A 21,186-nucleotide genomic window follows, 5' to 3' on the forward strand; every position below is an offset into this window, starting at 1 on the left:
GGCGCGGCCGTGCGGTGGAACGCAACGGTGTGTCAGACGGTCTCGAGGGTGCGGCCCTCGGAGTCGGACGGGCCGGAGCCCTGGACGGCGGCCTCGGCAGCCGCGGCCTTCGCCGCCCTGGCCTTGCGGGAGCTGGAGAAGCGGCGCGTGATCGGCGCCTCCACCCAGGCGTACAGCGCCCAGGACAGCAGCACCCCGACGACGATCTGGGCGGCGATCAGGGCGACGGCGACCGGGGTCGAGTAGAGCTGGTCGCCGAGCAGTTCCCGGGAGTAGGCCAGGACGATGTAGTGGAGCAGGTAGAAGGCGAAGGAGATCTCGCCGAGCCAGATCATGAACCGGTTGTTGAACGGCGTCGGCTTGTTCTCCGCGTCGCGCGTGGCGACGGCCGCGATCAGCAGCACGATCGGGACGAGGGTGACCGAGCGCTGCGCGTACAGGTGCTCCACGTTCATGGCGACCGCGTAGCTCACGGCCAGCAGCAGCGCCGACCAGGTCGTGCCGATGTTGCGCCAGCGGCCCGCCATCACGGCGCGGGCGACCAGGATGCCGAGGGCGAAGTCGAGCAGCCGGACGGGCGGCAGGACGTACGCGAACCAGTACTGCACGGTCGAGGTGCCGTCGGCGCCGGGCATCTGCATGCCGCCGCCCGGGATGACCGCGTAGGTCAGCGTCGGGGTGAGGCAGATGGCGGCGACGACGCCGGCTATCCACCACTTCAGCCGCGCGGGGTCGATCTTCTTGATCAGCAGGAACAGCAGCGGGAAGGCGAGGTAGAAGATCGCCTCGGCGCCGAGCGACCAGCTGGGCGGGTCCACGCTGAAGTTGGTGGCGAAGTCCGGCACCCACACCTGCACCATGAGCAGGTTGACCACGGCCTGCCAGGGCTTCGTCATGACCGCCGCGAACGTGAGCAGCGCGAGCGCCCAGGTGATCACGTAGTTCGGGTAGATCTTGACGAAGCGGCGGCGCCAGAAGGCCCGCATCGTGTCCCGGTCGCGGGCCGACCAGGTCAGGACGAAGCCGCTGAGCACGAAGAAGAAGGTCACGCCGAGCGCGCCGGCCTGTGAGGCGTACTTGGCGAACGCGTCGTTCGCCGCGTCGTCCTCGAAGAGCCGGATCCACGGCACCCCGAGGGAGGCGTGGAAGAAGAAGACCAGGAGGGCCGCGGGGAAGCGGAGTCCGGTCAGCGAGGGGAGCCGTGGCGGTCTCACAGGTCTGGAACCGACCGTTCCATTCATGGACATGACAAATACGCTCCTTTGTGGGTGACGGGATGACTGGGCGACGGGAAGAAAGGGAAGGCGGGAGACCTGTGCCTGCGCGCCGGTGTGCCGTGCGTGAGCGGGTCCGGGCCGAGGCCCGGACCCGTTCGGTGCGTCAGTCGCGGATGACGGTCTTGGTCCGCATCAGGAACTCGCCGAGGTAGCCGTCGTGCGGAACGCCCGGCCTGATCCAGTACGTCGGGTGGTCGCCCAGGTAGACGTTGCTGATGGTGGGCTCCTGGAGCAGCGCGTCGATCAGCGTCTCGTCCTCGGTGAACGCCGTCAGCACCAGCGAGTTGCGCAGCGGGCCGATCCCGTCGGCGGGCGACCACGGGGCCACCCACACGCAGGGGAAGGGCAGTTCGATGCCGGCCTGCTCGGCGTCCGGCCGGGTCAGCTGGTGCACGGCCGGGCGCAGTACGGCGCTGCCGTCGCCGAGCTCCTCGACGATGCCGTCGCCGCCGAGGTGCGCGGTGGTCCCGGCCGCCTTGGCCAGCAGGAACTTCTCGATGGCGCGCGCCCCCTCCACCGGCTGCACCGCGAGGACGGCCTTCGGGTCCTGCGGGGGCAGGCTGGGGATCGTGGCGAGGCGCTCGGCGATGGCCTGCGCGAGCGGCGCCGGGTCGCCGTCGACGAGCACGGTGGTGGCGTTGATGCAGGCCACACCGCCCTGGTGGCTGATGGAGTCCACGATGGTGTCGAGGTGGTCGCGCCAGTCGACACCGGCCGGGACCAGCATCTTGGAGCGGCCGGGGCCCTGCGGCAGCACGTTGGTGCCCGCGTACTTGCGCACGACGTCGTCGCCGCCGTACACGAGGCCGTAGTCGGCGCTGCGCAGGATCTCGTCCGCCGCCTCGTAGTCCGTGGGCAGCAGCACCACCTGGTCGTTGCCGAAGCCAGCGGCCCGCAGCGCCGAGATCAGCCGGTGCGGGGTGAACGGCTCGCGGCGCGAGGGCCGCACCGCGACGCGGTAGCCGAGGGCGAGGGCCTCGACCCACAGCGAGTGCGGGCCGGGGTGGTTGCCGGCGGCGTGCACGGCGAAGACGTCGCCGCGCCGGGTCCACACGGCGCTGCCCGTACGGGTCTCCCCGGCGCGCCAGTCGTCGACCGCGCCGGTCGGCCGGGCCTGGTACGCGGCGAACCGGGACTGCTCGGTCGCCTCGATGATGGCGGCGGTCGCGGCCTGCACGACGCCGATGGGCACGCCGGAGACCCGGGCGACCGTGTGCTCGTACTCGGCGAACGACAGCCCGTCGATCGTCTCCTCGGCGAAGATCTTCCCGGCGCGGGCCAGTGCAGCCGTCCGCTCGCCGGCCGGCAGCGAGCCGGCCTTGCGCAGGGCGTCCATCGCGCGGGTCACGAACAGCTTCGGGACCAGGCTGAGTTCGGCGACCGGGGCGCCCGTCACATCGGTGACGGTCATGCGCTTGCGGGCGCGGAACGGTCCGGCGGGCCCGAGTGCGTCCAGTGTGATCAGGCCGGCGCTCCCGGTGCTGTCGGCGCTCCCGGCGCTCATTAATAGACCCCTTCGATGACGGTCTCGTTGTCGAACTCCTGGACCGGCGCGATGTCCGCCACGGAGTCCCCGAGCTGCCAGATGCCCTCGGGGGCGGGCACGCGGGTCGCGTAGTCGCGCTCGAGGTTGTTCGGCATGAACAGGCTCTTGCTGATGTGGTGCATGACGACCTGGCCGCGCTCGCCGTACGGGACGGTCTCGCGGGTCTCGGGGTCGACCACGTCGAAGATCATGTGGGGGGAGAACGGGTCGTAGATGCACGGGTCGTCGTCGGACAGGCCCGGGCGCTCGCTGGCGTTGCCGAGGATCATCGTCGAGCCGTAGCCGCTGTACAGGTGGGCCTTGGGGAAGACCTCGGTGCGGTACAGGTAGCGGGTGTCGGCGTCCATCTGGGTGCCGACCCAGTTGATCGCCTTGACCTTCTCGTCGATCAGCTTGGCGAGGTCGTCGCGGCGGGCGAGGCGCTCCAGGACCGGCGGCGTGCACATCAGGACGCCGATGTCCTGGGTCTGCAGCAGGAACGCGACCTGGTCGACGATGTGCTCGGCGTACGCGCCGGCCTCGGCGCCCTTGCCGTCGGATATCAGCTTCTTGACCCAGCGCGGGTCGAGGTCGACGGTGAAGGCGAGGCCGCCGCGGAAGGCGGTCTGCCGCTTGATCACGTCACCGACCATGTGGGGCCCGGTCGGGGCGACGACCAGCCAGTTCACGTTCTGCGGGACGCCGTGGCGGTCCAGCTGGGCGCTGCTCCAGGTGAGCAGCCGGTCCAGCCACTCCCGGAGCAGCACGATGCGCTTGGGGGCGCCGGTGGTGCCGCCGCTCTCGTAGACGCCCACGACCTCGGGCTTCTCGCCGTAACCGCGGGGTATGAGGTCCTCGGCCCGTACGTGGCGCAGTTCGTTGGCGAGGTTGGGGAACTTGCCCAGGTCGGCGAATCCGCCGATGTCGGTCAGCGGATCGAATCCGAGAGTTCCTGCGCGTTCCAGCCAGAACGGCGAACCCGTTTCCGGGGAGAAATGCCACCGCAGGGCGGCGCGCAGGAATTCGTCGGGGTCCGGCTGGGTGTCGAGTGGAAATTCCAGCAAGGGATCAACGATGGACACAATGCTCCTTCCGGATACGGAGTAACGCCGTACTCTTCGCATCGTGCGCCTCGCCGCAGCAGCCGGTCCACGGCATTCGGATGAGTCCGTCAACTGTCTGTGTCAGGTCAGCTGGATCCCGACGGTCCGGTTTGCGCCACCGTCTTCGGGAGTTCGTCGAGCAGCATTCCGAAGTGGGTGCGGTAGGCGGCCAGGATCTGCTCGTCGCCCTCCAGCTGTTCGGTCGTGCGCGCCCCGCCCTCGACCCTGACCAGGCGATTCCCCTTGAGCGTGACCCGGCCGTCCGCGAGCGGCAGCGAGCAGAACAGCTCCTGGAGGAACGGCGAGTCGGGGCTGCTGCGCCACCACCACAGGGTGGGCCCGAAGTCCTCGAGGCGGCAGGGGCGGTCGTCGATCCGGTAGAGCGGGTTCCGCTCCAGGGACACGTCGAAGCCGCCGCCCTCGGCCGGCGTGACCCGGTATTCCCCGTTCGGGTCCCGCTGCACGTCAGTGGTGGCGAAGCGGAGCGGGTGGCGGCTGTTGCGGCCGAATCCGGCGTCGACCAGCCAGGGCTCGTCCAGGGTCACCCGCAGCGCGAGATGGCACATCGCCGGCCCCAGCCCGTCCGGCCGGTAGACCCGGCCCGGCAGGATCTCGACCCGGTACCCGAGGGCCTCCAGCAGGACCGCGAAGGCCGTGTTCACCTCGTAGCAGCCGCCGCCGCGCCGCTGTCGCACGATCTTGTCGACGACCTGCTCGCCGAGGTGGATCTCGCGGTCGAGGTGGTAGTCGATGTTTTCGAAGGGCACCGAGAGGACATGCCGCTCCTGAAGGTGGCGCAGACCCTCGAGATCGGCTTTCTCCGGCCTTTTCGCGCCGATCCGCCCGAGATATTCGGCCACTCCTGCGTCGTCCAGCATCGCATTCTCCTTGACGATTCGAACCCGGCAGCGTACGCCGAATGAAAATACACGGCCACCCGTCGTTGCCGAATCGATCTGACGGACAACCCGGTACCTGACACAGTGCCGTTCCGCTTGTTGCGGGGTTCTTGCGCGGTTACCAGCATCGGATGGTCCGGAGTCATCCGACGCGGCACATTCGGTTCGAATGGTCACCGTGGAGTCGGCGTGACTGACCGCCCGCCGATGACGATGGAGAACCCACGGCAATGGCCACCTCAGCCGCCCACCGCCCTTCGCCAGAAAACGATGCCGAAGCCGGATCCGTGCTCGCGCACACCAGCGCCGGCGTGATCGCCGGGGAACGCTGCGGACGGCTGTCCGTCTTCCGCGGCATCCCGTACGCCGCGCCGCCGGTCGGTGGCCTGCGCTTCGCCTCGCCGCGGCCGGCCGTCCCGTGGAGCGGGGTGCGCGACGCCACGGCGTTCGCCCCCGAGTCGCTCCAGCCGATCATCCCCGGCAGCGCCGAGGACTCCCTGTACGCCAACGTCTGGACGCCGGCCGCGCCCCCCGCGCAGGACCCGGGCAGCGCCTCCGACGCCGAAGAGGACACCGACGCCGAGGGCGCCAGGCCGGTGCTCGTCTACATCCACGGCGGCGGCTGGATGGTCGGCGGCGGCAGCCTGCCCGTCTACGACGGCGCCCGCCTCGCCGACCGCGGCGACCTCGTCGTCGTCACCTTCAACTACCGCCTCGGCGCGCTCGGCTTCGGCCTGCACGAGGAGTTCACCGACCCCGACACCGGCGACTTCGCCAACTGGGGCCTGCAGGACCAGGTGGCGCTGCTGCGCTGGGTCCACGAGAACGCGGCGGCCTTCGGCGGCGACCCCGGCAACATCACCGTCGCCGGCACCTCCGCCGGCGGGGCGAGCACCTGGCAGCTCGCGCTCCTGCCCGAGCTGCGCGGCATCATCCGCCGCATCGTCCCGATCAGCGCCTGCCACGTGTGGGAGCCGTCCACCTCGCTGTCCCCCGCCGACTCCCGCCGGGCGTACGAGTCGGTCGCGCGCAGGCTCGGCACGACGGTGCCGGGCCTGCGCGAGGTCCCGGCGGCCGCCCTGATGGGCGCCTGGGAGGAGGTGTTCGGCGGGCTGCCCGGCGAGCGCGAGGTCGCCGGCGGCCGCGAGTTCCGCGGCCCGGTCGTCGACGGCCGCTGGATGAGCGCCTTCGACTACGAACTGCCCACCCCCGACGTGCCGATCCTGGCCGTCCACGCCCGGACCGAGGGCTCGTTCTACACCGGCCCCTGCCCCCCGCAGCCCACCCCCACCCCGCCGCCCACCGACGCGGCCGAGCTCCGCGAAGCCGTGCGCGGCGTACTGGAGAAGGGGATGGACAAGGCCCCGTACGAGCTGGCCGACGCCTGCATTGCCGCCTACCGCGAGGCCGCCGAGGCCGACGGGCTCCCGCTGGACCCGCTGTCGCTGTGGACGGAGATCTGGGGCGACGCGCTGTTCCGCTACCAGATCATGCGGCTGTCCGAGCGGCACGCCCGGCACGGCCGATCGCCGCAGTACGTCATGGAGTTCGCGTACCCCGTACGGCCGCCGCACCACGGCACCCCGCACGAGGCGACCTCGCCGTTCCTGTTCGGCACGTACGGCGACCCCTCGGCCATCTCCGCCACCTACCCGGTGCCGGAGACCGTGCCCCTGTTCCACGACGGACCGCACGAGCGCGCCGTCTCCGAGACCTTCATGGACCTGGTGGCCGCCTTCGCCCGCGACGGCGTGCCCACCGGCCACGGCAGCCCCGCATGGCCGGTCTTCGACCCCGAGCACCCCAGCACGCTGGTCCTCGGCGGTGAGCAGGTCGCGGAGATCGCCACCACGTCGAAGCTGCGCCAGCTGCGGTTCTGGGACGAGTCCGGCTGGGTCCCGCGCACCTGACCTGCCCCGCGGCCGACCTGCCGGCTCCCGGCGGCGCGGCCCCCCGCCCCCAGAGACACGAATGAGGTTCTTGTCATGGCAACACTCGAAACACCCGCCGAGACCGCCGCACCGGCGCAGGCACCGGAACGCACGTCCCTGAAGAGCTGGTTGGCCGTCGTCTCCGTCGCCGTCGGCATCTTCACCCTCGTCACCGCCGAGCAGCTGCCCATCGGCCTGCTCACCTCGGTCGGCGGCGCCCTGCACGTCTCCGAGGGCACGGCCGGCCTCATGGTGACCGTGCCCGGCCTCGTCGCCGCGCTGTCCGCGCCGCTGATCCCGGTGGTCGTCGGCCGCATGGACCGCCGCTTCCTGCTCGTCGGCCTGATGACCGTGATGGCGGTCGCCAACCTGGTCACCGTCCTCGCGCCCAACTTCGGGATCCTGCTCGCCTCGCGCGTCCTCGTCGGCGTCACGATCGGCGGCTTCTGGGCCGTCGCCGGCGGTCTCGCGTTCCGGCTGGTGCAGCCCGCGGCGATCCCCCGGGCCACCGCGCTCATCTTCGGCGGCGTCGCCGCCGCCAACGTCCTCGGCGTGCCGACCGGCACCCTGATCGGCGGTCTGGCCGGCTGGCGCACCGCGTTCGCCACGCTCGGCGTCCTCGCCTTCGCGGTCCTCGTCGCGCTGCTGGTCCTGCTGCCCTCGCTGCCCGCCACCAAGCCCGTCAGCGTGGGTGAGCTGATGGGCCAGTTCGCCAACCGCGGCGTCCGCTCGGGCATCATCGCCACCGGCCTCATCGTCACCGGGCACCTCGCCGCGTACACGTACGTCAGCCCGATGCTCCAGCAGGTCTCCGGCATCGACGAGGACCTGATCAGCGTCCTGCTGCTGGGCTTCGGCGTCGCCGGCATCATCGGCAACTTCGTCGCCGGCGCGGCCGTCGCGAAGAACCTGGGCCGCACGATGGCCGTCATCATCGTCGCGCTGGCCGCCGCGATGCTCCTCTTCCCGCTGCTCGGCAAGAGCCAGGCCGGCGGCATCGCCCTGCTGATCCTGTGGGGCCTGGCCTTCGGCGGGGTCTCCGTCAGCCTGCAGACCTGGATGCTCAAGTCCGCGCCCGACGCCATGGAGGCCGCCTCGGCCCTGTGGGTGTCGGTCTTCAACCTGGCCATCGCGCTCGGCGCGCTCGTCGGCGGTCTGATCGTCGACCAGGTAGAGCTGATCACCGTGGCCTGGCTGGGCGGCGTCGTGGTGCTGCTCACCGCGCTCACCCTCCCGAGCCTGCGCACCGCCGGCAAGGCCGCCGAGTGAGCACCCCGTCAGCGAAAGGAACCTCCTCAGTGACCACCACCGCCGTGACCACCGACGACCTCGCCGCGCTCGCGTCCGAGCTGCGCGGGCCGCTGCTGCTGCCCGGCACCGACGCGTACCAGGACGAGGCGCTCGGCTTCAACCGGATCCTGCCGGACGCCCGGCCCGCCGCAGTGGTCCTCGCCGACGGCACCGCCGACATCCTCGCCTCGGTGCGCTTCGCCGCGCGCCACGGCATCGCGGTCGCGGTCCAGGCCACCGGGCACGGCGTCGCGCTGCCCGCCGACGGCGCCCTGCTGATCAGCACCCGCAACCTCGACGGCGTCCGGATCGACCCGCGCACCCGCACCGCCCGCATCGAGCCCGGCGTCCAGTGGAGCCGGGTCATCGAGGAGGCCGCCGCCTTCGGGCTGGCCCCGCTCAACGGCGCCTCCCCCGGCGTCGGCGTCGTCTCGTACACCCTGGGCGGCGGCCTCGGCCCGCTCGGCCGCTCGTACGGCTACTCCGCCGACCACGTGAAGAACATCGACCTGGTCACCGCGGACGGCGAGCTGCGGTTCGTGTCCCCCGAGGAGCACCCGGACCTGTTCTGGGCGCTGCGCGGCGGCAAGGGCAACTTCGGCGTGGTCACCTCCATCGAGATCGGCCTCTTCCCCGTCGCCCGGCTCTACGGCGGCGGCCTGTTCCTCCCCGGCGAGCACATCGACGAGATCCTGCACACCTGGCGCGACTGGACGCGGACCGTCCCCGACGCGATGCAGTCCTCGATCGCCGTGATGCGCTTCCCCGACATCGACGTGCTGCCGGAGCCGGTCCGCGGCCGCTTCCTCGCGCACATCCGGATCGCCTACAACGGGCCCGTCGCGGAGGGCGAGGAACTGCTGCGCCCGCTGCGGGAGATCGCGCCGGCCGTCCTCGACACCGTCGCGGACATGCCGTACACCCGGGTCGCCGAGATCAACATGGACCCGACCGTCCCGTTCGTCTACTACGAGCGCTCCACCCGGATCCGGGAGCTCGACGACGCGGCGATCGACACCCTGCTGCCGCTGATCAAGGAGGGGGTGGACGCGGTCCGCCCCGGCATCGAGCTGCGCCACCTGGGCGGCGCCCTGGGCCGGCAGCCCGAGCACCCCAACGCGCTGCCGCACCGCGAGACCGCGTACACGCTGTTCGCGGGCGCCCCCGTCTGGCCCGAACACATCCAGGACGTACGGGAGTTCCAGGAGCGGCTGATCGAGACGATGGAGCCCTGGCGCATCGGCGGCCCGTTCCTGAGCTTCATCAGCGCCCTGGAGAGCACGCCCGAGCACCTGCGCTCGGCGTACGACGGGGCGACGTACGCCCGGCTCGTCGCCGTCAAGGACGCGTACGACCCGCAGAACGTGTTCCGGGTGAACCACAACATCCCGCCGACCGGCTGGTCCCGATGACCGAGGAGAGGACGAAGACCATGCTCAGCGATGCGATGGTGGACGCGTACCTGGAGCGCATCGGCGCGCGCCGACCGGAGAAGGCCGACATCCACGCCCTGCGGCACCTCCAGGAGCGCCATGTGCTGTCGGTGCCCTTCGAGAACATCGACTACCACGTCGAAGGCGCCGAGCTCGGCCTCGAGCGGGACTTCCTGTACGAGAAGATCGTCACCCGCCGGCGCGGCGGCGGCTGCTACGAGCTGAACCCCGCTTTCGGGCACCTCCTGGAGGCGCTCGGCTTCTCCGTGGAGATCCTCGCCGGCCAGGTCTTCCTCGGCGGCGAGTTCGGCGCGCCGCTGTGCCACCTGGCGCTGCGCGTGCGCCTGGAGGACCGGGACTGGCTGATCGACGTGGGCTTCGGCAAGAACAGCCGGTTCCCGCTGGAGACCGGGTCGGCGGAGGTCCAGAAGGACCCGCACGGCGATTACCGGGTGACCCGGCCCGAGGAGGGCTTCCTCCAGGTCCACCTGAACGGGGAGATCCAGTACCGGCTCGACGAGCGGCCGGTGCGGATCGAGGACTTCTACCCGACGCTGTGGTGGTACCGCACGGCGCCCGATTCGGTGTTCCTGCACAACCTCATCTGCTCGATCCAGAACGAGGGCGGCCGGGTCACCGTCAACGGCCGGGAGCTGACGCGTACGGACGAGAACGGCACCGTGACGGTGGAGCTTGCGGACGACGCCGCCCTGCGTGCCGCGTACGAGGAGGACTTCGGCCTGGTCATCGACCCGGCCGCCATGCCGAAGCAGCCGGACGTCGACCCGGCCATTCGCATCGTCATGCAGATCGACTGAATATCCTTTCCCTGATATCCACACCCCTGTGCCGCACGCATTTCGTGTGCGGCACAGGGGTTTTTCTGCCACGGCGAACACATCGGGCCGACCTGACGGATCGACATCTGGTCCATACCTCTCGCGAATTCACCGCGCCATCATAGGAATTGCAGGAATACTCATCAATTCCATGGGAGACAATCACATGCGCAAGAGCACCCGTATCAAGGTCGCCGTTTTCGCGGGCGTCGCCGCGCTCGCCACCGCGACGGCCGTCACGGGCTCCGCGAACGCCGCGGTCGAGGGCGGCAGCAGCTGCTACACCCTGCCGGGCAGCTGGAAGGTCGTCGACGACAACACCCACGAGACCTTCCTCGGCAGCTACTACGGCAGCGCCACCGCCACCGCCGGCGTCGTCAACTTCACCTCGCCGAACAACACCACGACCGCCTCGCACGGCGAGTGGCGCCAGACCGGCTGCGGCACCTACTCCGACACCGACGTCGCCTTCCTGATCGGCGCGGACGGCAAGGCCGCCTCCACCATCACCTTCAAGGCCAACATCTCGGTGACGGGCAAGAACACCGCGAACTTCGACTTCGCCTTCACCATCAACAACCTGGACGGCTCCTTCGTCACCAGCGGCGCCTCGACCGGCAAGGCCACCCGCATCGCCGTCCAGCCCCGCTGACCCCGCACTTCCCCCGCACTTCCCCCGCACACCCCCTGCACCGCACTCACCCCCTCGGCGCCCCCCTCAGGCGTCCGCCGTACGGGCCCGGCTCCCCCCGGCCGGGCCCGTACGGCTTTGTCGCGTACGGGCGCCCGCACCGCCAACGGAACGGGGCCCGTGGTGCGCACCCCGGCCGGGGTGCGCACCACGGGCCCCGCAGGGACCGTACGGGAGCTCAGGAGGGCTCGGGGGCCGGCAGCGCGGCGACGACCACCGCGGCCTCCTCCTCGGTCAGCTCGATCCCGAACTGCTTGGCCAGCAGCTCGCGCACCTCCCCGTCCGCCACGTACCGGACCTCCACGGTGCCGTCGGCCTGGGTCAGCGTGAGCTTGCGGTGGTTGAGGTTCAGCCTCCAGTCCTCCGCGATCCGCTCCAGGAAGACGCGGCCGGTGAACGGCGAGTGGGCGTGCGTGGAGATGAAGTAGTTCGCCACCACGCAGTCGATGTGGTGGTGCGCCTCGGTGGCGTACCAGTACAGGGGGAACCAGCCCCCGTCCCGCTTCAGCGAGAGCACCCACTCCTTGTCGGTGCCCTCCTCGCGGGCCAGCCGGTACACCCAGCCGCCCTGGTCCGAGACGGTCCCGTCCGAGACCCGGATCGGCTCCAGCGGGCCGTCGTCGCCGAAGCCCACGTCCGCGAGGTACGTCTCCTCGCCGACGGCCACGCTCAGCATCAGGTGGGTCCGGGGCAGCGGCTTGGGCGCGTCCAGGAGCGGGCGTGCGTACAGCCGCGTGACCTCGTACCCGAGCCGCTCCAGCAGCACCGCGAAGAGCATGTTGTGCTCGTAGCAGTACCCGCCGCGCCTGCTGCGCAGGAGCTTGGACTGCATGACGTCCACGTCGAGGTCGATGCCCCGCCCCAGCAGGATGTCGAGGTTCTCGAACGGGATGGTCAGGGCGTGCGCCCGGTGCAGTCGGCGCAGGGTCTGCGCATCCGGCTCCAGCGGCCCGCTGATGCCGAGGCGGTCGAGGTACGCCTCGACGTCGAGGAGTTCGGCCTGCCACTGGGCGGCACTGAAGAACGGCCTCATGCTCAGCCCTTCTTCTCGCTGTCGAGCATGGCCATGCCCTCGGCGTCGAAGCGCGTGCCTGCGACGTCCTCGGCGGGGACGGCCCGCTCGATCTCGGCGACGTCCTCGGCGGTCAGCTCGAGGGTGAGGGCGCCGAGCGCCTCGGTGAGCTGGTCACGGCGGCGGGAGCCGACGACGGGGACGATGTCCACGCCCTGGGCCATGGCCCAGCCGATCGCCAGCTGCGAGGTGGTGACGCCCTTGGCCTCGGCCACCTTGCCCAGGGCCGCGACCAGCTGCAGGTTGCGGTCCAGGTTCTCGCCGCTGAAGCGCGGGAAGTTGCTGCGGCCGTCGTCGGAGGCGGCGGCACGCTGGTGGTTCCAGCGGCCGGACAGCAGGCCGCGGGCGAGCACCCCGTACGCGGTGATGGCGGTGCCGAGCTCGCGCGCGGTCGGCAGGATCTCGTCCTCGATGGAGCGGGAGAGCAGCGAGTACTCGATCTGGAGGTCGGAGATGGGGTGCACGGCGGAGGCCCGGCGCAGGGTCTCCGCGCCGATCTCGGACAGGCCGATGTGCCGGACGTGGCCGGCCTCCACCATCTCCTTGATGGCGCCGATGGTCTCCTCGATCGGCACCGCCGGGTCGAGGCGCGCCGGGCGGTAGACGTCCACGTAGTCCGTGCCGAGCCGCTGCAGGGTCTGGGCGAGGGAGTTCTTGACGGCCTCGGGACGGCAGTCGACGCCGAGGATGCCGCCGGACGGGTCGCGCAGGACGCCGAACTTGACGCTGAGGGTGAGCTGCTCGCGGTCGTGGCTCTGCAGCACCTCGCGCAGAAGGAGCTCGTTGTGGCCGCTGCCGTAGAAGTCGCCGGTGTCGAGGAGGGTGATCCCGGCGTCGATGGCGGCGTGCGCGGTGACGACTCCCTCGGCCCGGTCGGCAGGGCCGTAGAAGTCGGACATGGACATCAGGCCGAGGCCGAGAGCGGAAACCTCAGGGCCGGCCGAACCAAGTGATCGCAGCGAAGTCATATACCCCAGCATTGAGCAGCCGCCTTCGGCGCAAAAACCATTCCGGGCCGGTCTGTCAGGTCGCGAATGGCCGAATATCGATGGGGATTCGGCTTTGCGAGTTGCGATCATCGACTGCATGACAGAAACGATGCGCACGGTCCGCCAGGACGTCCTGGGCGGCACCGAAGTACTGAACCTGACGGATTCCCCGCTCCCCATTCCCGGTCCCGCCGGAATTCTGGTAAAGACCCACGCCGCCGGCGTCAATCCCATCGACTGGAAGATCCGTGCATTCGGATTGTGGATGACCCCGCCCTTCGGCGTCGGCTGGGACGTCTCCGGCACCGTCGTGGCGGTCGCGGCGGGCGAGAACCGGTTCAAGGTCGGCGACGAGGTCTTCGGCCTCCCCTCCTTCCCCGACGAGGCCGCCGGGTACTCGGAGTACGTCGCCGCGCCCGCGCGCCACTTCGCGCGCAAGCCGGGCAGCCTCGACCACGTCTCCTCGGCCGCCCTGCCGCTCGCCGGCTCCACCGCCTGGCAGGCCCTGGTCGACGGCGCGGACCTGCAGGCGGGCCAGCGGGTGCTGATCCACGCGGCGGCCGGCGGCGTCGGCCACCTGGCCGTCCAGATCGCCAAGTCCCGCGGTGCGTACGTCATCGGCACGGCCAGCTCGGCCAAGCACGAGCTGCTGCGCGGGCTGGGCGCCGACGAGCTGATCGACTACACGGCGCAGGACTTCACCGAAGCCGTCCAGGACGTGGACGTCGTACTCGACCTGGTCGGCGGCGAGTACGAGGACCGCTCCCTGCGCACCCTGCGCCCCGGCGGGCTCTACATCGGCGTGACGAACCCCCTCGGGATCGAGGAGATCACCGCGAAGGCGACCGCGGCGGGCGTCCGCGCCATCACGGTCAACGTGGCCCCCGACCACATGGTCCTGCAGGAACTGGCCACCCTCGTGGACACGGGCCGGCTGCGCCCCGTGATCGCGGAGACCTTCCCCCTCCAGGACGTGCGCAAGGCCCACGAGCACGGCGAGTCCCGCCACACCACGGGCAAGATCGTCCTCACGGTCTGACCCGGCCGGACGGCGCCGCGCGCCGCACCGGCCGCCCTCGCGGTCGGTGCGGCGCGCGGCGGCGGTGACCGCGACGAAAACAAACCGTCCGGCCACTTAAAGTGATCATGTGTTGTAACTGACGATGGTCGGCATGACGGGATCTCCCTCAGCGGACTCCGCCGGCGCGGACGACGACGCCAAGGCGCAACGGGCAGGGGTGCGGCAGGAGGCCACCGCGTCGGGCGACGCCCGGGTCTACCAGGCCGGCCGCGACCTGCGCATCTTCGACATCCGCATCCCGCGCAGCATCCGGAACGCGTTCCTCATCCTCGTGGTCCTGGCGCTGCTCGGCGGCGGGGCCTGGGCGGTGGTGCGCTGGGTGCTGCCGGCCTACGCCCCGACCTACAAGACGCAGTTCCTCATGGACACGACCGCCGTCGCGGACTCCGGGGACGCGGACGCCGTCGCCGCCTCCCTCAGGACCGTGGTGGGGAACGCGGGCGACTCCGACGCCCTGGCCCTGCGCCGGTTCGGCGGCGAGTGCGGTACGGGCGGCAACACCGCGCAGCTGGTGGATTTCGGCACCGACAACCGGCAGGACATCGTCCGGGCCGCCCAGCAGGCCCCGGTGGGCGGCCGGGCCACCCTGCTGCGGGGCATCGTCCAGGCCGTGGACGACTTCTCCGGCACGTTCGCGTTCGGCGCGGACCAGCGCGCCAAGCAGGTGAACCGCATCGTCGTCGTCACCCGGCACGGCAAGGACGCGTGCGACGACGACACCGACTTCGTACGGCGGGAGATCGCGGACCGAATCCGCGCGGCAGGCCTGAAGATCGAGTTCCGGCTGATCGGCTACCAGGTCCCCGAGGACCAGAGCGAGAGTCTGAAGTCGATCGCCACCGCCGGCTCCAACCCGGCCGAGCCGGTCTTCGCGCACACCCGGGCGGACCTCGACGCAGCCCTGGAATGGTCGACCAACACCGAACCGGTCCTGCGCAACGCCACGAAGATCGTGGACGTCCTCAACCCGGCCGTGACCCGTATCAACACCGCTGTACGGGAGATCGACGAAGGCCGCCTGGGGGAGGCCGGCCAGAACCTGGACCGGGCCCGGGAACCGCACATCGGCACCGAGTTCGAGGACCTCGGCGGCCGGGCGAAGACCCCCGAAGGGCGCGACATCAACGACCGGGCCGCGCAGCTGCGCGAGCAGCAGAAGACCGTGCTCGACGCCGCCGACCGCATGCTGGAGGCGGCACGCGACAAGGCCTCGCTGAACGCGCGGCACGAGGCCTTCGAGAAGGCCGCCTCCGACTACAACACCCAGGTGGACGCGATGAACAAGGCACTCGCCGCCCTGCGCGCCAAGGCCCCGGCGGCCCGGTGACGGCCCCGCCCGGCCGGCCGCGCAGACGCTGGTTACGGATCACCTTGGCCGTCCTCGCGGTGGCGGTGATCGCAGCCGCGGCGACCGTCGTGTACGTCGTACGGTCGACCCCGCAGTACCGCACCGCGTTCCTGGTGGACACCTCCGACGCGCAGCGGGACTTCGGCGCCCTCGCCGACTCGGTCGGCGCGGCGGTCCGGAACGCCGGAGACGGTGACGCGCTCTCCCTGCGCCGCTTCGGCGGTGACTGCGGCGACTCCGGCAACACGGAGGAGCTCGTCGGCAGCGGGCGGGGGAACGGGAAACGGATCGGCGAGGCGGCCCACACGCTGACCCCCGGCGGCAAGGCGACGCTGAACAGCGGGCTCCTGGCCGCGATCGACGATTTCTCCGGGCGCTACCCCTTCCGCGGCAGCAAGCGCAACCGCATCGTCGTCGTCACCACGCAGGGCACCGACGGCTGCGGCGGCGACCCGGCCGCGATGAACAAAAGGGTCCGCGACCGGATGGACGCCCTCGGTCTGCAGCTGGAGTTCCGGTTCGTCGGCTACCGCGTGCCGGCCGCCGATCAGGAGGTCCTGACCCGGCTCGCCTCGGCGGTCAAGGCCGCCGCACCGCAGTTCCCGCAGGACGCCGCCGAACTGAACGCGGTGCTCAAGAAGCTCGTGGTCCCCACGCTGCCCGAGGCGAAGCCGGTCGAGGTGCCCTCCCAGGAGGTCTCCGTCACCGCCTGCTCGCGGACCGGTACGCCCCTGGAAGGAACACCCGCGCCCCCGCCGCCTTCGGTCCGCCTGCCGAGCCGGCTCACCGTGCCGGCAGGCGCCCAGGTGTACGCGGCGGATCCGAAGACCTACCTGATGGCTCCGGCGGGCAAGACGTGCACTCTCGTCTTCTACGACTCCGCGGTGTACCGGCAGGTACACGTGGGTGACACCCCGCTCGACTTCGAGGGTTTCGGGGTGGGTCTGATGGAAGACGTGGTGACCGGCGTGGCCCTGGACTGCTCCGACTTCGGCAAGACCGCGCCCGAGTTGCTGAAGTACCTGGACGGGGACCCGGACGCCACGGAGAGCACGTGCAAGGCACAGGACACGGGAAAGACGGTGAACCTCCCCACCGGCGTCCCGGGTCTCTACGTCGGAACCATCCGAGAGTCCGTGGGGACCGACGTCAAGGGCTACCTTCGCCTCCTGAATTTCCGTGGCGAACGCCCTGTCACGAGCCGTCTCATCTGCCTGCTCCCCAAGGAGCAGGCAGACATCTGCACGGCCTCGCTCGTCTACTACTTCCTCCAGCAGGCGGCCGGCACGAACATCTCCACCGCCGACCGCGACCGCGTCACCGCAGCCATCGAGGCCTACGTCAAGAGCCTGCCGTGAGGCGGTCGAAGTCGTACGCGCCGTGCAGCCAGGCCACCTTGTCGTACATGTCGTCGTCCGAAAGGGAGGCCAGCATCGCGTTGCGCTCGACCCGCGCCTCGCCCGCCGCGTGGTACAGCTGCCGCCCCATCTCCCGGGCCACCAGCTGCACCTGCGCGGTCCGCTCGCGCCGCGCGGCGTTGTACTTCTCCAGCCGCTGCTCGAAATCGGCCGGGCAGCCGTCGAGCAGCCCGCTCAGCAGCACCGCGTCCTCGATCGCCTGGCAGGCGCCCTGCGCGGCGTACTGGAGCATCGGGTGCGCGGCGTCACCCAGCAGCGCCACCCGGCCCTCGGTCCAGCGGTCGACCGGATCGCGGTCGCACAGCACCCAGGACTTCCAGTCCCGGCCGAGCTCCAGCAACCGCCGTGCGGCGCCGGACAGTTCGGGGAAGGAGTTCACCACGTGGTCGTGCTCCGCCGGCAGGCCCGCCACGGCCTCCGTGGCGCCGTCGTCCCGGGTCGCGGCCAGGTTGAAGTGCTCGCCGCCCGCGATCGGGTAGTGGACGAAGTGCCACTTCGGGCCGGCCCACAGGGTGACGGTGTTCCACCGCAGCTCCTCGGGCACCTCCTCCATCGGGATCACCGAGCGGTAGATGGTGTGCCCGGAGACCCGCGGGGACCCGTCGCCGACCATCTGCTGCCGGATCGCGGAGTGCAGTCCGTCGGCGCCGATCAGCGCGTCGCCGGTGACGCGCCGGCCGTCGGCGAGGACGGCGGAGACGGCGCCCGCCTTCTGCTCGTACGCGACGACGTGGTGGCGGCCCAGCAGCTCGATGCCGGGGTGGCGGCGGGCGGCCTCCAGCAGCGGCAGGTACAGGTCGACGCGGTGGACGACGGCGTACGGGTTGCCGAACCGGCCCCGGTACTTCGCCTTCACCGGCATCGCGGCGACCTTCTCGCCGGTCGTGCCGTCCATGAAACGCAGCTCGTCGATGAAGACGGCGCGGTCGCGGACCTCCTGGCCCACGCCCAGCAGGTCGAGCGCGTGGAAGGCGTTCGGACCGAGCTGGATGCCTGCGCCGACCTCCGTGAAGACGTCCCTGCGCTCCAGGACGGTGACCTGGTGTCCACGCTTCGCGAGTCCGAGCGCCGCGGCGAGGCCACCGATGCCACCGCCGGCGATGAGTATGTCGGCCATGGGGGTTCTCACATCCCTTTCGTTGTCAGTGACTGTGGGTGCCCGAGCGGTGGGCCGTGAAGAGCCGTCCCAGTTCGGCGTGGAAGCCGGGGAAGGTCTTGCCGACACAGGACGGGTCGTCGAGCGTGATGCCGGGGACGCGCAGGCCCAGTACCGAGAACGCCATGGCGATCCGGTGGTCCCGGCGGCAGGCGATCCGGGCGGCCGTGGGGCGGCCCGGGTGGACGGTGAGCCGGTCCGGTCCTGACTCGGTGCGGATCCCGAGGGCCCGCAGGTTCTCCTCGACCGCGGCGATCCGGTCGGACTCCTTGAGCCGTGCGTGGCCGATGCCGTGGACGGTGATCGGCGCGTCGGCGAGCGGGGCCACCGCCGCCAGTGTCATGAAGGTGTCGGAGATGTCGCCCATGTCGACGGCGAAGCCGCCGCGCAGCGGCCCGGTGCCGGTGACGGTGGTCGCCCCGTCGGCGATCTCCACCCGGGCGCCCGCCCGGCGCAGCACCTCCACGAAGCCGAGGTCGCCCTGGACGCTGCCGCGGCCGAGGCCGGGCACGGTGACGGTGGTGCCGGTGACGGCGGCCGCCGCGAAGAAGTAGGAGGCGGTGGAGGCGTCGGGTTCGATGTCGAGCTCGGCGGCCCGGTAGCCGCCGGGCAGCACCTGGATCGCGCCGCCCTCGAACTCGTCGACGTACGCGCCGAAGTGGCGCATCAGCTCCTGGGTCATGGTGATGTACGGGCGGCTGACCAGCCCCTCGCCCCGTACGGTCAGCGGCTGCCGCATCAGCGGTCCCGCCATCAGCAGGCCGGTGAGGTACTGGCTGCTGAGCGAGGCGTCCACGGTCAGCTCGCCGCCGGTCAGGCCCCGGGCGGCGACGGTCAGCGGCAGGCCGCCGACGGGCTCGGCGACCCGGGCGTCCGCGCCGAGCCGGCCCAGCGCCTCGGCGAGGGGCCTCAGCGGCCGGGCGCGCAGCTGCTCGGTGCCGTCGAAGGTGAACGCGCCCGCGCCGGTCGCCGCGAACGGCGGCAGGAACCGGGCCGCGGTGCCCGCGTCCTCGCACCACACCGCGCCGCCGCCGGCCGGGGCGCGCCCGCTGCCGGTGACCTTCCAGCCGTCGTCGCCCTCCACGACGGGGACGCCGAGGCCGGACAGCGCCTCCCGGAAGGCGGCCGTGTCCGCGCTGACGAGCGGGGCCCGCAGCAGCGAGACCCCGTCGGCCGCGGCGGCCAGCAGCAGCGCCCGGTTGGTGATGCTCTTAGAGCCCGGGATGCGGGCGGTCAGTACGGCCGTGTTCACGCGCTCTCCCGGTGTCCGGCGCGGGCCAGCCCGGCCCGGGCGGTGGCGGCCACCCGGGCGGCGCTGAAGCCGTGCTGCCCATGCAGCGCGGTGTAGGGGCCGCGCGCGCCGCACTGGTCGAGCCGGACCGGGATGCCGGCCTCGCCGAGCAGTTCGTAGCAGCCGAGCGCGGAGCCGGCCGCCACGGACACTCGGGCCCGGACGCCGGGCGTCGACTGGGGGCAGGGCATCGGCACCACCCGGGCGGCGATGCCCTCGCGGTGCAGGATGGCGCGGGCGTCGAGGGCGATGCGCATCTCGCTGCCGGTGGCGATCAGCACCACGTCGGGCGCGGCGCCCTCGGCGTCGGCCTCGGCACCGGCCTCGGCCACGACCTCGGCCACGACGCTGTCCCGCTTGGACCAGCCGGGCTCGCCGGGATCGTCGTAGGGACGGGGGGATGTCTGCATGGGACGGGCCACCGCTCTACTCGCTGGTCTTGCGGTCGAGCACGAGGTCGTGCCCGACGATGTACGCGGCCGCGTCGGAGCAGAGCCAGACCACGGTGTCGGCGATCTCCTCGACGCTGGCTCCCCGGCCGAGCGGGCAGGGGCTGATGGCGTTGATCCGGATCGACTGGGCGACGTACTCGCGGGCCGCGGTCCGGGTCAGGGCGCTGACGGCGGCCGTGGACGCGGCGTACGCGCCGAGGCCGGGGAGCATGCCCTGGGCGCCGATGTTGCTGGCCGTGTTGACGATGACCCCGCCGCCGGCGGTCTCCATGTGGGCGATCTCGTGCTTCATGGACAGCCAGACGCCGGTGAGGTTGGCCGTCAGGGTGTGGGCCCAGACCGTCTCGTCGATGTCCGCGACGGACTGGTGCGGGCCGAGTTCGGTGGTGTTGTTGAAGGCCACGTCCAGGGCGCCGTGCCGGCGCACGGTCTCGGCGACGACGTACGCGGCGCCGGCGTCCGCACCGGCCGTCGTCTCCGACACGTCGGCGACGACGCTGTCGGCCTGCCCGCCCGCGTCGCGGATCAGCTTGACCGTTCCTTCGAGCGTCTCCGGGTGGCGGCCCGAGACCACCACCAGTGCGCCGAGCCGGGCGAAGGCAACCGCCGCTGCCCGGCCGATGCCTTCGCCTCCTCCGGTGACGAGGACGACCTGGCCGTCGAACCGTTCAGACATCAGCGTTCTCCTGATTCTCCGCTTCGGATTTAACGGGAAGGCGCTCTGCGGAACGCCACCGACCAACCGTCACCCTGCAAGAAACAACAGCCGGTGAGGCAGTGGCCTTCTCTCATTCCGTCAGGTCCCGGGGGCAGGTGACGCAATACTCCGCCCGGCTTTGACACCGCTGTCCGCCCGACCGATGCTGCACGCCGGCTTAGCTGCGGAAAGGGGAGATCAATGCTGACGCTTTCGTGGACTCGTCCGGTCGTCGGCGCAGTTCAGGAGGGGTGTCCGGCTCCTACGCGGGAGAGCCTGTGGCAGGCTCTGCTACACAAGGCGGAGTTCCCCACCGGCTATGTTCCGGCCATTACGGATTGCCGGATCGACGAACGGTACGCCGATGGATTCCTCAGGGAAATCCGGCGCGGGGGGCTGACCTTCCTGCAACGCGTCACTCCGCAGGAGAGCGCCGGTCGCATTACCTACCGGCATCTGGACGACACCGATATCGCAGAGATACGAAATGAGATCGGAGAGGACGAGGACGGCCGGCTCACGCTCACGCTGAGCATCACCCTGACCGACCGCCCGGCGGCCGCGATCCTGGCGCAGAACACCTATCTGCGGGACCTGGACTGCGATTTCCACGGCACGCTGGACGCCATGACGGAGGTCCTGCGCCAGGTGATGACCACAGGGGCGGACCGGAGGGCGTGACACCCACGCGTAC

General features: G+C 71.2%; 19 protein-coding genes. 9 read left to right on the top strand and 10 right to left on the bottom strand.

The features are described 5' to 3' along the window. Positions 1-32: 32 nt before the first annotated feature. From OHT74_RS19235 to OHT74_RS19250, 4 genes are all read right to left on the bottom strand, one after another. Positions 33-1,247: an acyltransferase family protein gene (locus OHT74_RS19235; protein WP_328620894.1), complete on the bottom strand. Its 1,215-nt coding sequence runs from the start codon at positions 1,245-1,247 to the stop codon at positions 33-35. 133 nt (positions 1,248-1,380) lie between these two features. Further along, positions 1,381-2,781, bottom strand: coding sequence for an aldehyde dehydrogenase family protein (locus OHT74_RS19240; RefSeq protein WP_328620895.1), 1,401 nt, complete (start codon positions 2,779-2,781; stop codon positions 1,381-1,383). Further along, complete coding sequence (locus OHT74_RS19245) at positions 2,781-3,884, bottom strand: AMP-binding protein (RefSeq protein WP_266665649.1); 1,104 nt, start codon at positions 3,882-3,884, stop codon at positions 2,781-2,783. Before OHT74_RS19245 ends, OHT74_RS19240 begins: the two co-directional genes overlap by 1 nt. A gap of 107 nt (positions 3,885-3,991) precedes the next feature. Further along, positions 3,992-4,783, bottom strand: a complete 792-nt coding sequence (locus tag OHT74_RS19250; protein ID WP_328620896.1) for an arylamine N-acetyltransferase family protein — start codon at positions 4,781-4,783, stop codon at positions 3,992-3,994. A gap of 251 nt (positions 4,784-5,034) precedes the next feature. Here OHT74_RS19250 and OHT74_RS19255 point away from each other — a divergent pair, with 251 nt between their 5' ends. From OHT74_RS19255 to OHT74_RS19275, 5 genes are all read left to right on the top strand, one after another. Beyond that, positions 5,035-6,714 (top strand): carboxylesterase family protein, encoded by a 1,680-nt coding sequence (locus OHT74_RS19255; protein ID WP_328620897.1) that lies wholly within the window; start codon positions 5,035-5,037, stop codon positions 6,712-6,714. A 75-nt stretch (positions 6,715-6,789) separates the two neighbouring features. Then, entirely contained in the window at positions 6,790-8,004 is a 1,215-nt protein-coding gene (locus OHT74_RS19260; protein ID WP_266665652.1) for an MFS transporter, read from the top strand. Positions 8,005-8,033: 29 nt separating this feature from the next. Continuing rightward, positions 8,034-9,437: an FAD-binding oxidoreductase gene (locus tag OHT74_RS19265; protein WP_266665653.1), complete on the top strand. Its 1,404-nt coding sequence runs from the start codon at positions 8,034-8,036 to the stop codon at positions 9,435-9,437. Further along, on the top strand, positions 9,434-10,276 hold the full coding sequence (locus OHT74_RS19270; protein ID WP_266995873.1) for an arylamine N-acetyltransferase family protein: 843 nt from the start codon (positions 9,434-9,436) through the stop codon (positions 10,274-10,276). Before OHT74_RS19265 ends, OHT74_RS19270 begins: the two co-directional genes overlap by 4 nt. A gap of 187 nt (positions 10,277-10,463) precedes the next feature. Beyond that, positions 10,464-10,949, top strand: a complete 486-nt coding sequence (locus tag OHT74_RS19275; RefSeq protein ID WP_266665655.1) for a hypothetical protein — start codon at positions 10,464-10,466, stop codon at positions 10,947-10,949. Between the two features lie 217 nt (positions 10,950-11,166). Here the strand turns inward: OHT74_RS19275 and OHT74_RS19280 are convergent, their stop codons facing one another. Both OHT74_RS19280 and OHT74_RS19285 read right to left on the bottom strand, forming a co-directional pair. Further along, positions 11,167-12,021 carry an arylamine N-acetyltransferase family protein gene (locus OHT74_RS19280; RefSeq protein ID WP_328620898.1) on the bottom strand — a complete coding sequence of 285 codons (855 nt, stop codon included), beginning with the start codon at positions 12,019-12,021 and terminating at the stop codon, positions 11,167-11,169. 2 nt (positions 12,022-12,023) lie between these two features. Then, complete coding sequence (locus OHT74_RS19285; RefSeq protein WP_328620899.1) at positions 12,024-13,028, bottom strand: aldo/keto reductase; 1,005 nt, start codon at positions 13,026-13,028, stop codon at positions 12,024-12,026. A gap of 118 nt (positions 13,029-13,146) precedes the next feature. Here OHT74_RS19285 and OHT74_RS19290 point away from each other — a divergent pair, with 118 nt between their 5' ends. The 3 genes from OHT74_RS19290 to OHT74_RS19300 all read left to right on the top strand — a co-directional run bounded on the left by OHT74_RS19290 (position 13,147) and on the right by OHT74_RS19300 (position 16,836). Further along, positions 13,147-14,088 carry an NADP-dependent oxidoreductase gene (locus tag OHT74_RS19290; protein WP_328620900.1) on the top strand — a complete coding sequence of 314 codons (942 nt, stop codon included), beginning with the start codon at positions 13,147-13,149 and terminating at the stop codon, positions 14,086-14,088. 133 nt (positions 14,089-14,221) lie between these two features. Beyond that, on the top strand, positions 14,222-15,457 hold the full coding sequence (locus tag OHT74_RS19295) for a hypothetical protein (protein ID WP_328620901.1): 1,236 nt from the start codon (positions 14,222-14,224) through the stop codon (positions 15,455-15,457). 44 nt (positions 15,458-15,501) lie between these two features. Continuing rightward, a complete protein-coding gene (locus OHT74_RS19300; RefSeq protein ID WP_328620902.1) occupies positions 15,502-16,836 on the top strand; it encodes a hypothetical protein in 1,335 nt (444 codons plus the stop codon). On the opposite strand, the gene OHT74_RS19305 is transcribed toward OHT74_RS19300, so the two are convergent. Genes OHT74_RS19305 through OHT74_RS19320 form a run of 4 tightly spaced genes read right to left on the bottom strand, consistent with a single transcriptional unit; the run spans position 16,820 to position 20,471 of the window. Next, positions 16,820-18,013: a 3-hydroxybenzoate 6-monooxygenase gene (locus OHT74_RS19305; protein ID WP_266665661.1), complete on the bottom strand. Its 1,194-nt coding sequence runs from the start codon at positions 18,011-18,013 to the stop codon at positions 16,820-16,822. The two genes, OHT74_RS19300 and OHT74_RS19305, sit on opposite strands and share 17 nt — an antisense overlap. A gap of 25 nt (positions 18,014-18,038) precedes the next feature. Then, a complete protein-coding gene (aroA, locus tag OHT74_RS19310) occupies positions 18,039-19,304 on the bottom strand; it encodes a 3-phosphoshikimate 1-carboxyvinyltransferase (protein WP_328620903.1) in 1,266 nt (421 codons plus the stop codon). Beyond that, the gene (locus OHT74_RS19315) at positions 19,301-19,753 is read right to left on the bottom strand and encodes a transketolase-like TK C-terminal-containing protein (RefSeq protein ID WP_328620904.1); all 453 of its coding nucleotides are present in this window, start codon (positions 19,751-19,753) and stop codon (positions 19,301-19,303) included. The genes aroA and OHT74_RS19315 overlap by 4 nt, the downstream gene beginning before the upstream one ends. Positions 19,754-19,769: 16 nt before the next feature. Next, positions 19,770-20,471 carry an SDR family oxidoreductase gene (locus OHT74_RS19320; RefSeq protein ID WP_266665664.1) on the bottom strand — a complete coding sequence of 234 codons (702 nt, stop codon included), beginning with the start codon at positions 20,469-20,471 and terminating at the stop codon, positions 19,770-19,772. Between the two features lie 222 nt (positions 20,472-20,693). On the opposite strand from OHT74_RS19320, the gene OHT74_RS19325 reads away from it, so the two are divergent. Beyond that, positions 20,694-21,173 carry an AtaL-like protein gene (locus OHT74_RS19325; protein WP_266665665.1) on the top strand — a complete coding sequence of 160 codons (480 nt, stop codon included), beginning with the start codon at positions 20,694-20,696 and terminating at the stop codon, positions 21,171-21,173. Positions 21,174-21,186 lie beyond the last annotated feature (13 nt).

This window comes from Streptomyces sp. NBC_00354, from assembly GCF_036106915.1.
Taxonomy (GTDB): domain Bacteria; phylum Actinomycetota; class Actinomycetes; order Streptomycetales; family Streptomycetaceae; genus Streptomyces.

Bases quoted from the DNA above. Each gene is read 5' to 3' on its own strand.
- OHT74_RS19235 (WP_328620894.1), bottom strand. From the start codon at position 1,247: ATGTCCATGAATGGAACGGTCGGTTCCAGACCTGTGAGACCGCCACGG.
- OHT74_RS19240 (WP_328620895.1), bottom strand. From the start codon at position 2,781: ATGAGCGCCGGGAGCGCCGACAGCACCGGGAGCGCCGGCCTGATCACA.
- OHT74_RS19250 (WP_328620896.1), bottom strand. From the start codon at position 4,783: ATGCTGGACGACGCAGGAGTGGCCGAATATCTCGGGCGGATCGGCGCG.
- OHT74_RS19255 (WP_328620897.1), top strand. From the start codon at position 5,035: ATGGCCACCTCAGCCGCCCACCGCCCTTCGCCAGAAAACGATGCCGAA.
- OHT74_RS19260 (WP_266665652.1), top strand. From the start codon at position 6,790: ATGGCAACACTCGAAACACCCGCCGAGACCGCCGCACCGGCGCAGGCA.
- OHT74_RS19270 (WP_266995873.1), top strand. From the start codon at position 9,434: ATGACCGAGGAGAGGACGAAGACCATGCTCAGCGATGCGATGGTGGAC.
- OHT74_RS19275 (WP_266665655.1), top strand. From the start codon at position 10,464: ATGCGCAAGAGCACCCGTATCAAGGTCGCCGTTTTCGCGGGCGTCGCC.
- OHT74_RS19280 (WP_328620898.1), bottom strand. From the start codon at position 12,021: ATGAGGCCGTTCTTCAGTGCCGCCCAGTGGCAGGCCGAACTCCTCGAC.
- OHT74_RS19285 (WP_328620899.1), bottom strand. From the start codon at position 13,028: ATGACTTCGCTGCGATCACTTGGTTCGGCCGGCCCTGAGGTTTCCGCT.
- OHT74_RS19290 (WP_328620900.1), top strand. From the start codon at position 13,147: ATGACAGAAACGATGCGCACGGTCCGCCAGGACGTCCTGGGCGGCACC.
- OHT74_RS19295 (WP_328620901.1), top strand. From the start codon at position 14,222: ATGACGGGATCTCCCTCAGCGGACTCCGCCGGCGCGGACGACGACGCC.
- OHT74_RS19305 (WP_266665661.1), bottom strand. From the start codon at position 18,013: ATGGCCGACATACTCATCGCCGGCGGTGGCATCGGTGGCCTCGCCGCG.
- OHT74_RS19315 (WP_328620904.1), bottom strand. From the start codon at position 19,753: ATGCAGACATCCCCCCGTCCCTACGACGATCCCGGCGAGCCCGGCTGG.
- OHT74_RS19320 (WP_266665664.1), bottom strand. From the start codon at position 20,471: ATGTCTGAACGGTTCGACGGCCAGGTCGTCCTCGTCACCGGAGGAGGC.
- OHT74_RS19325 (WP_266665665.1), top strand. From the start codon at position 20,694: ATGCTGACGCTTTCGTGGACTCGTCCGGTCGTCGGCGCAGTTCAGGAG.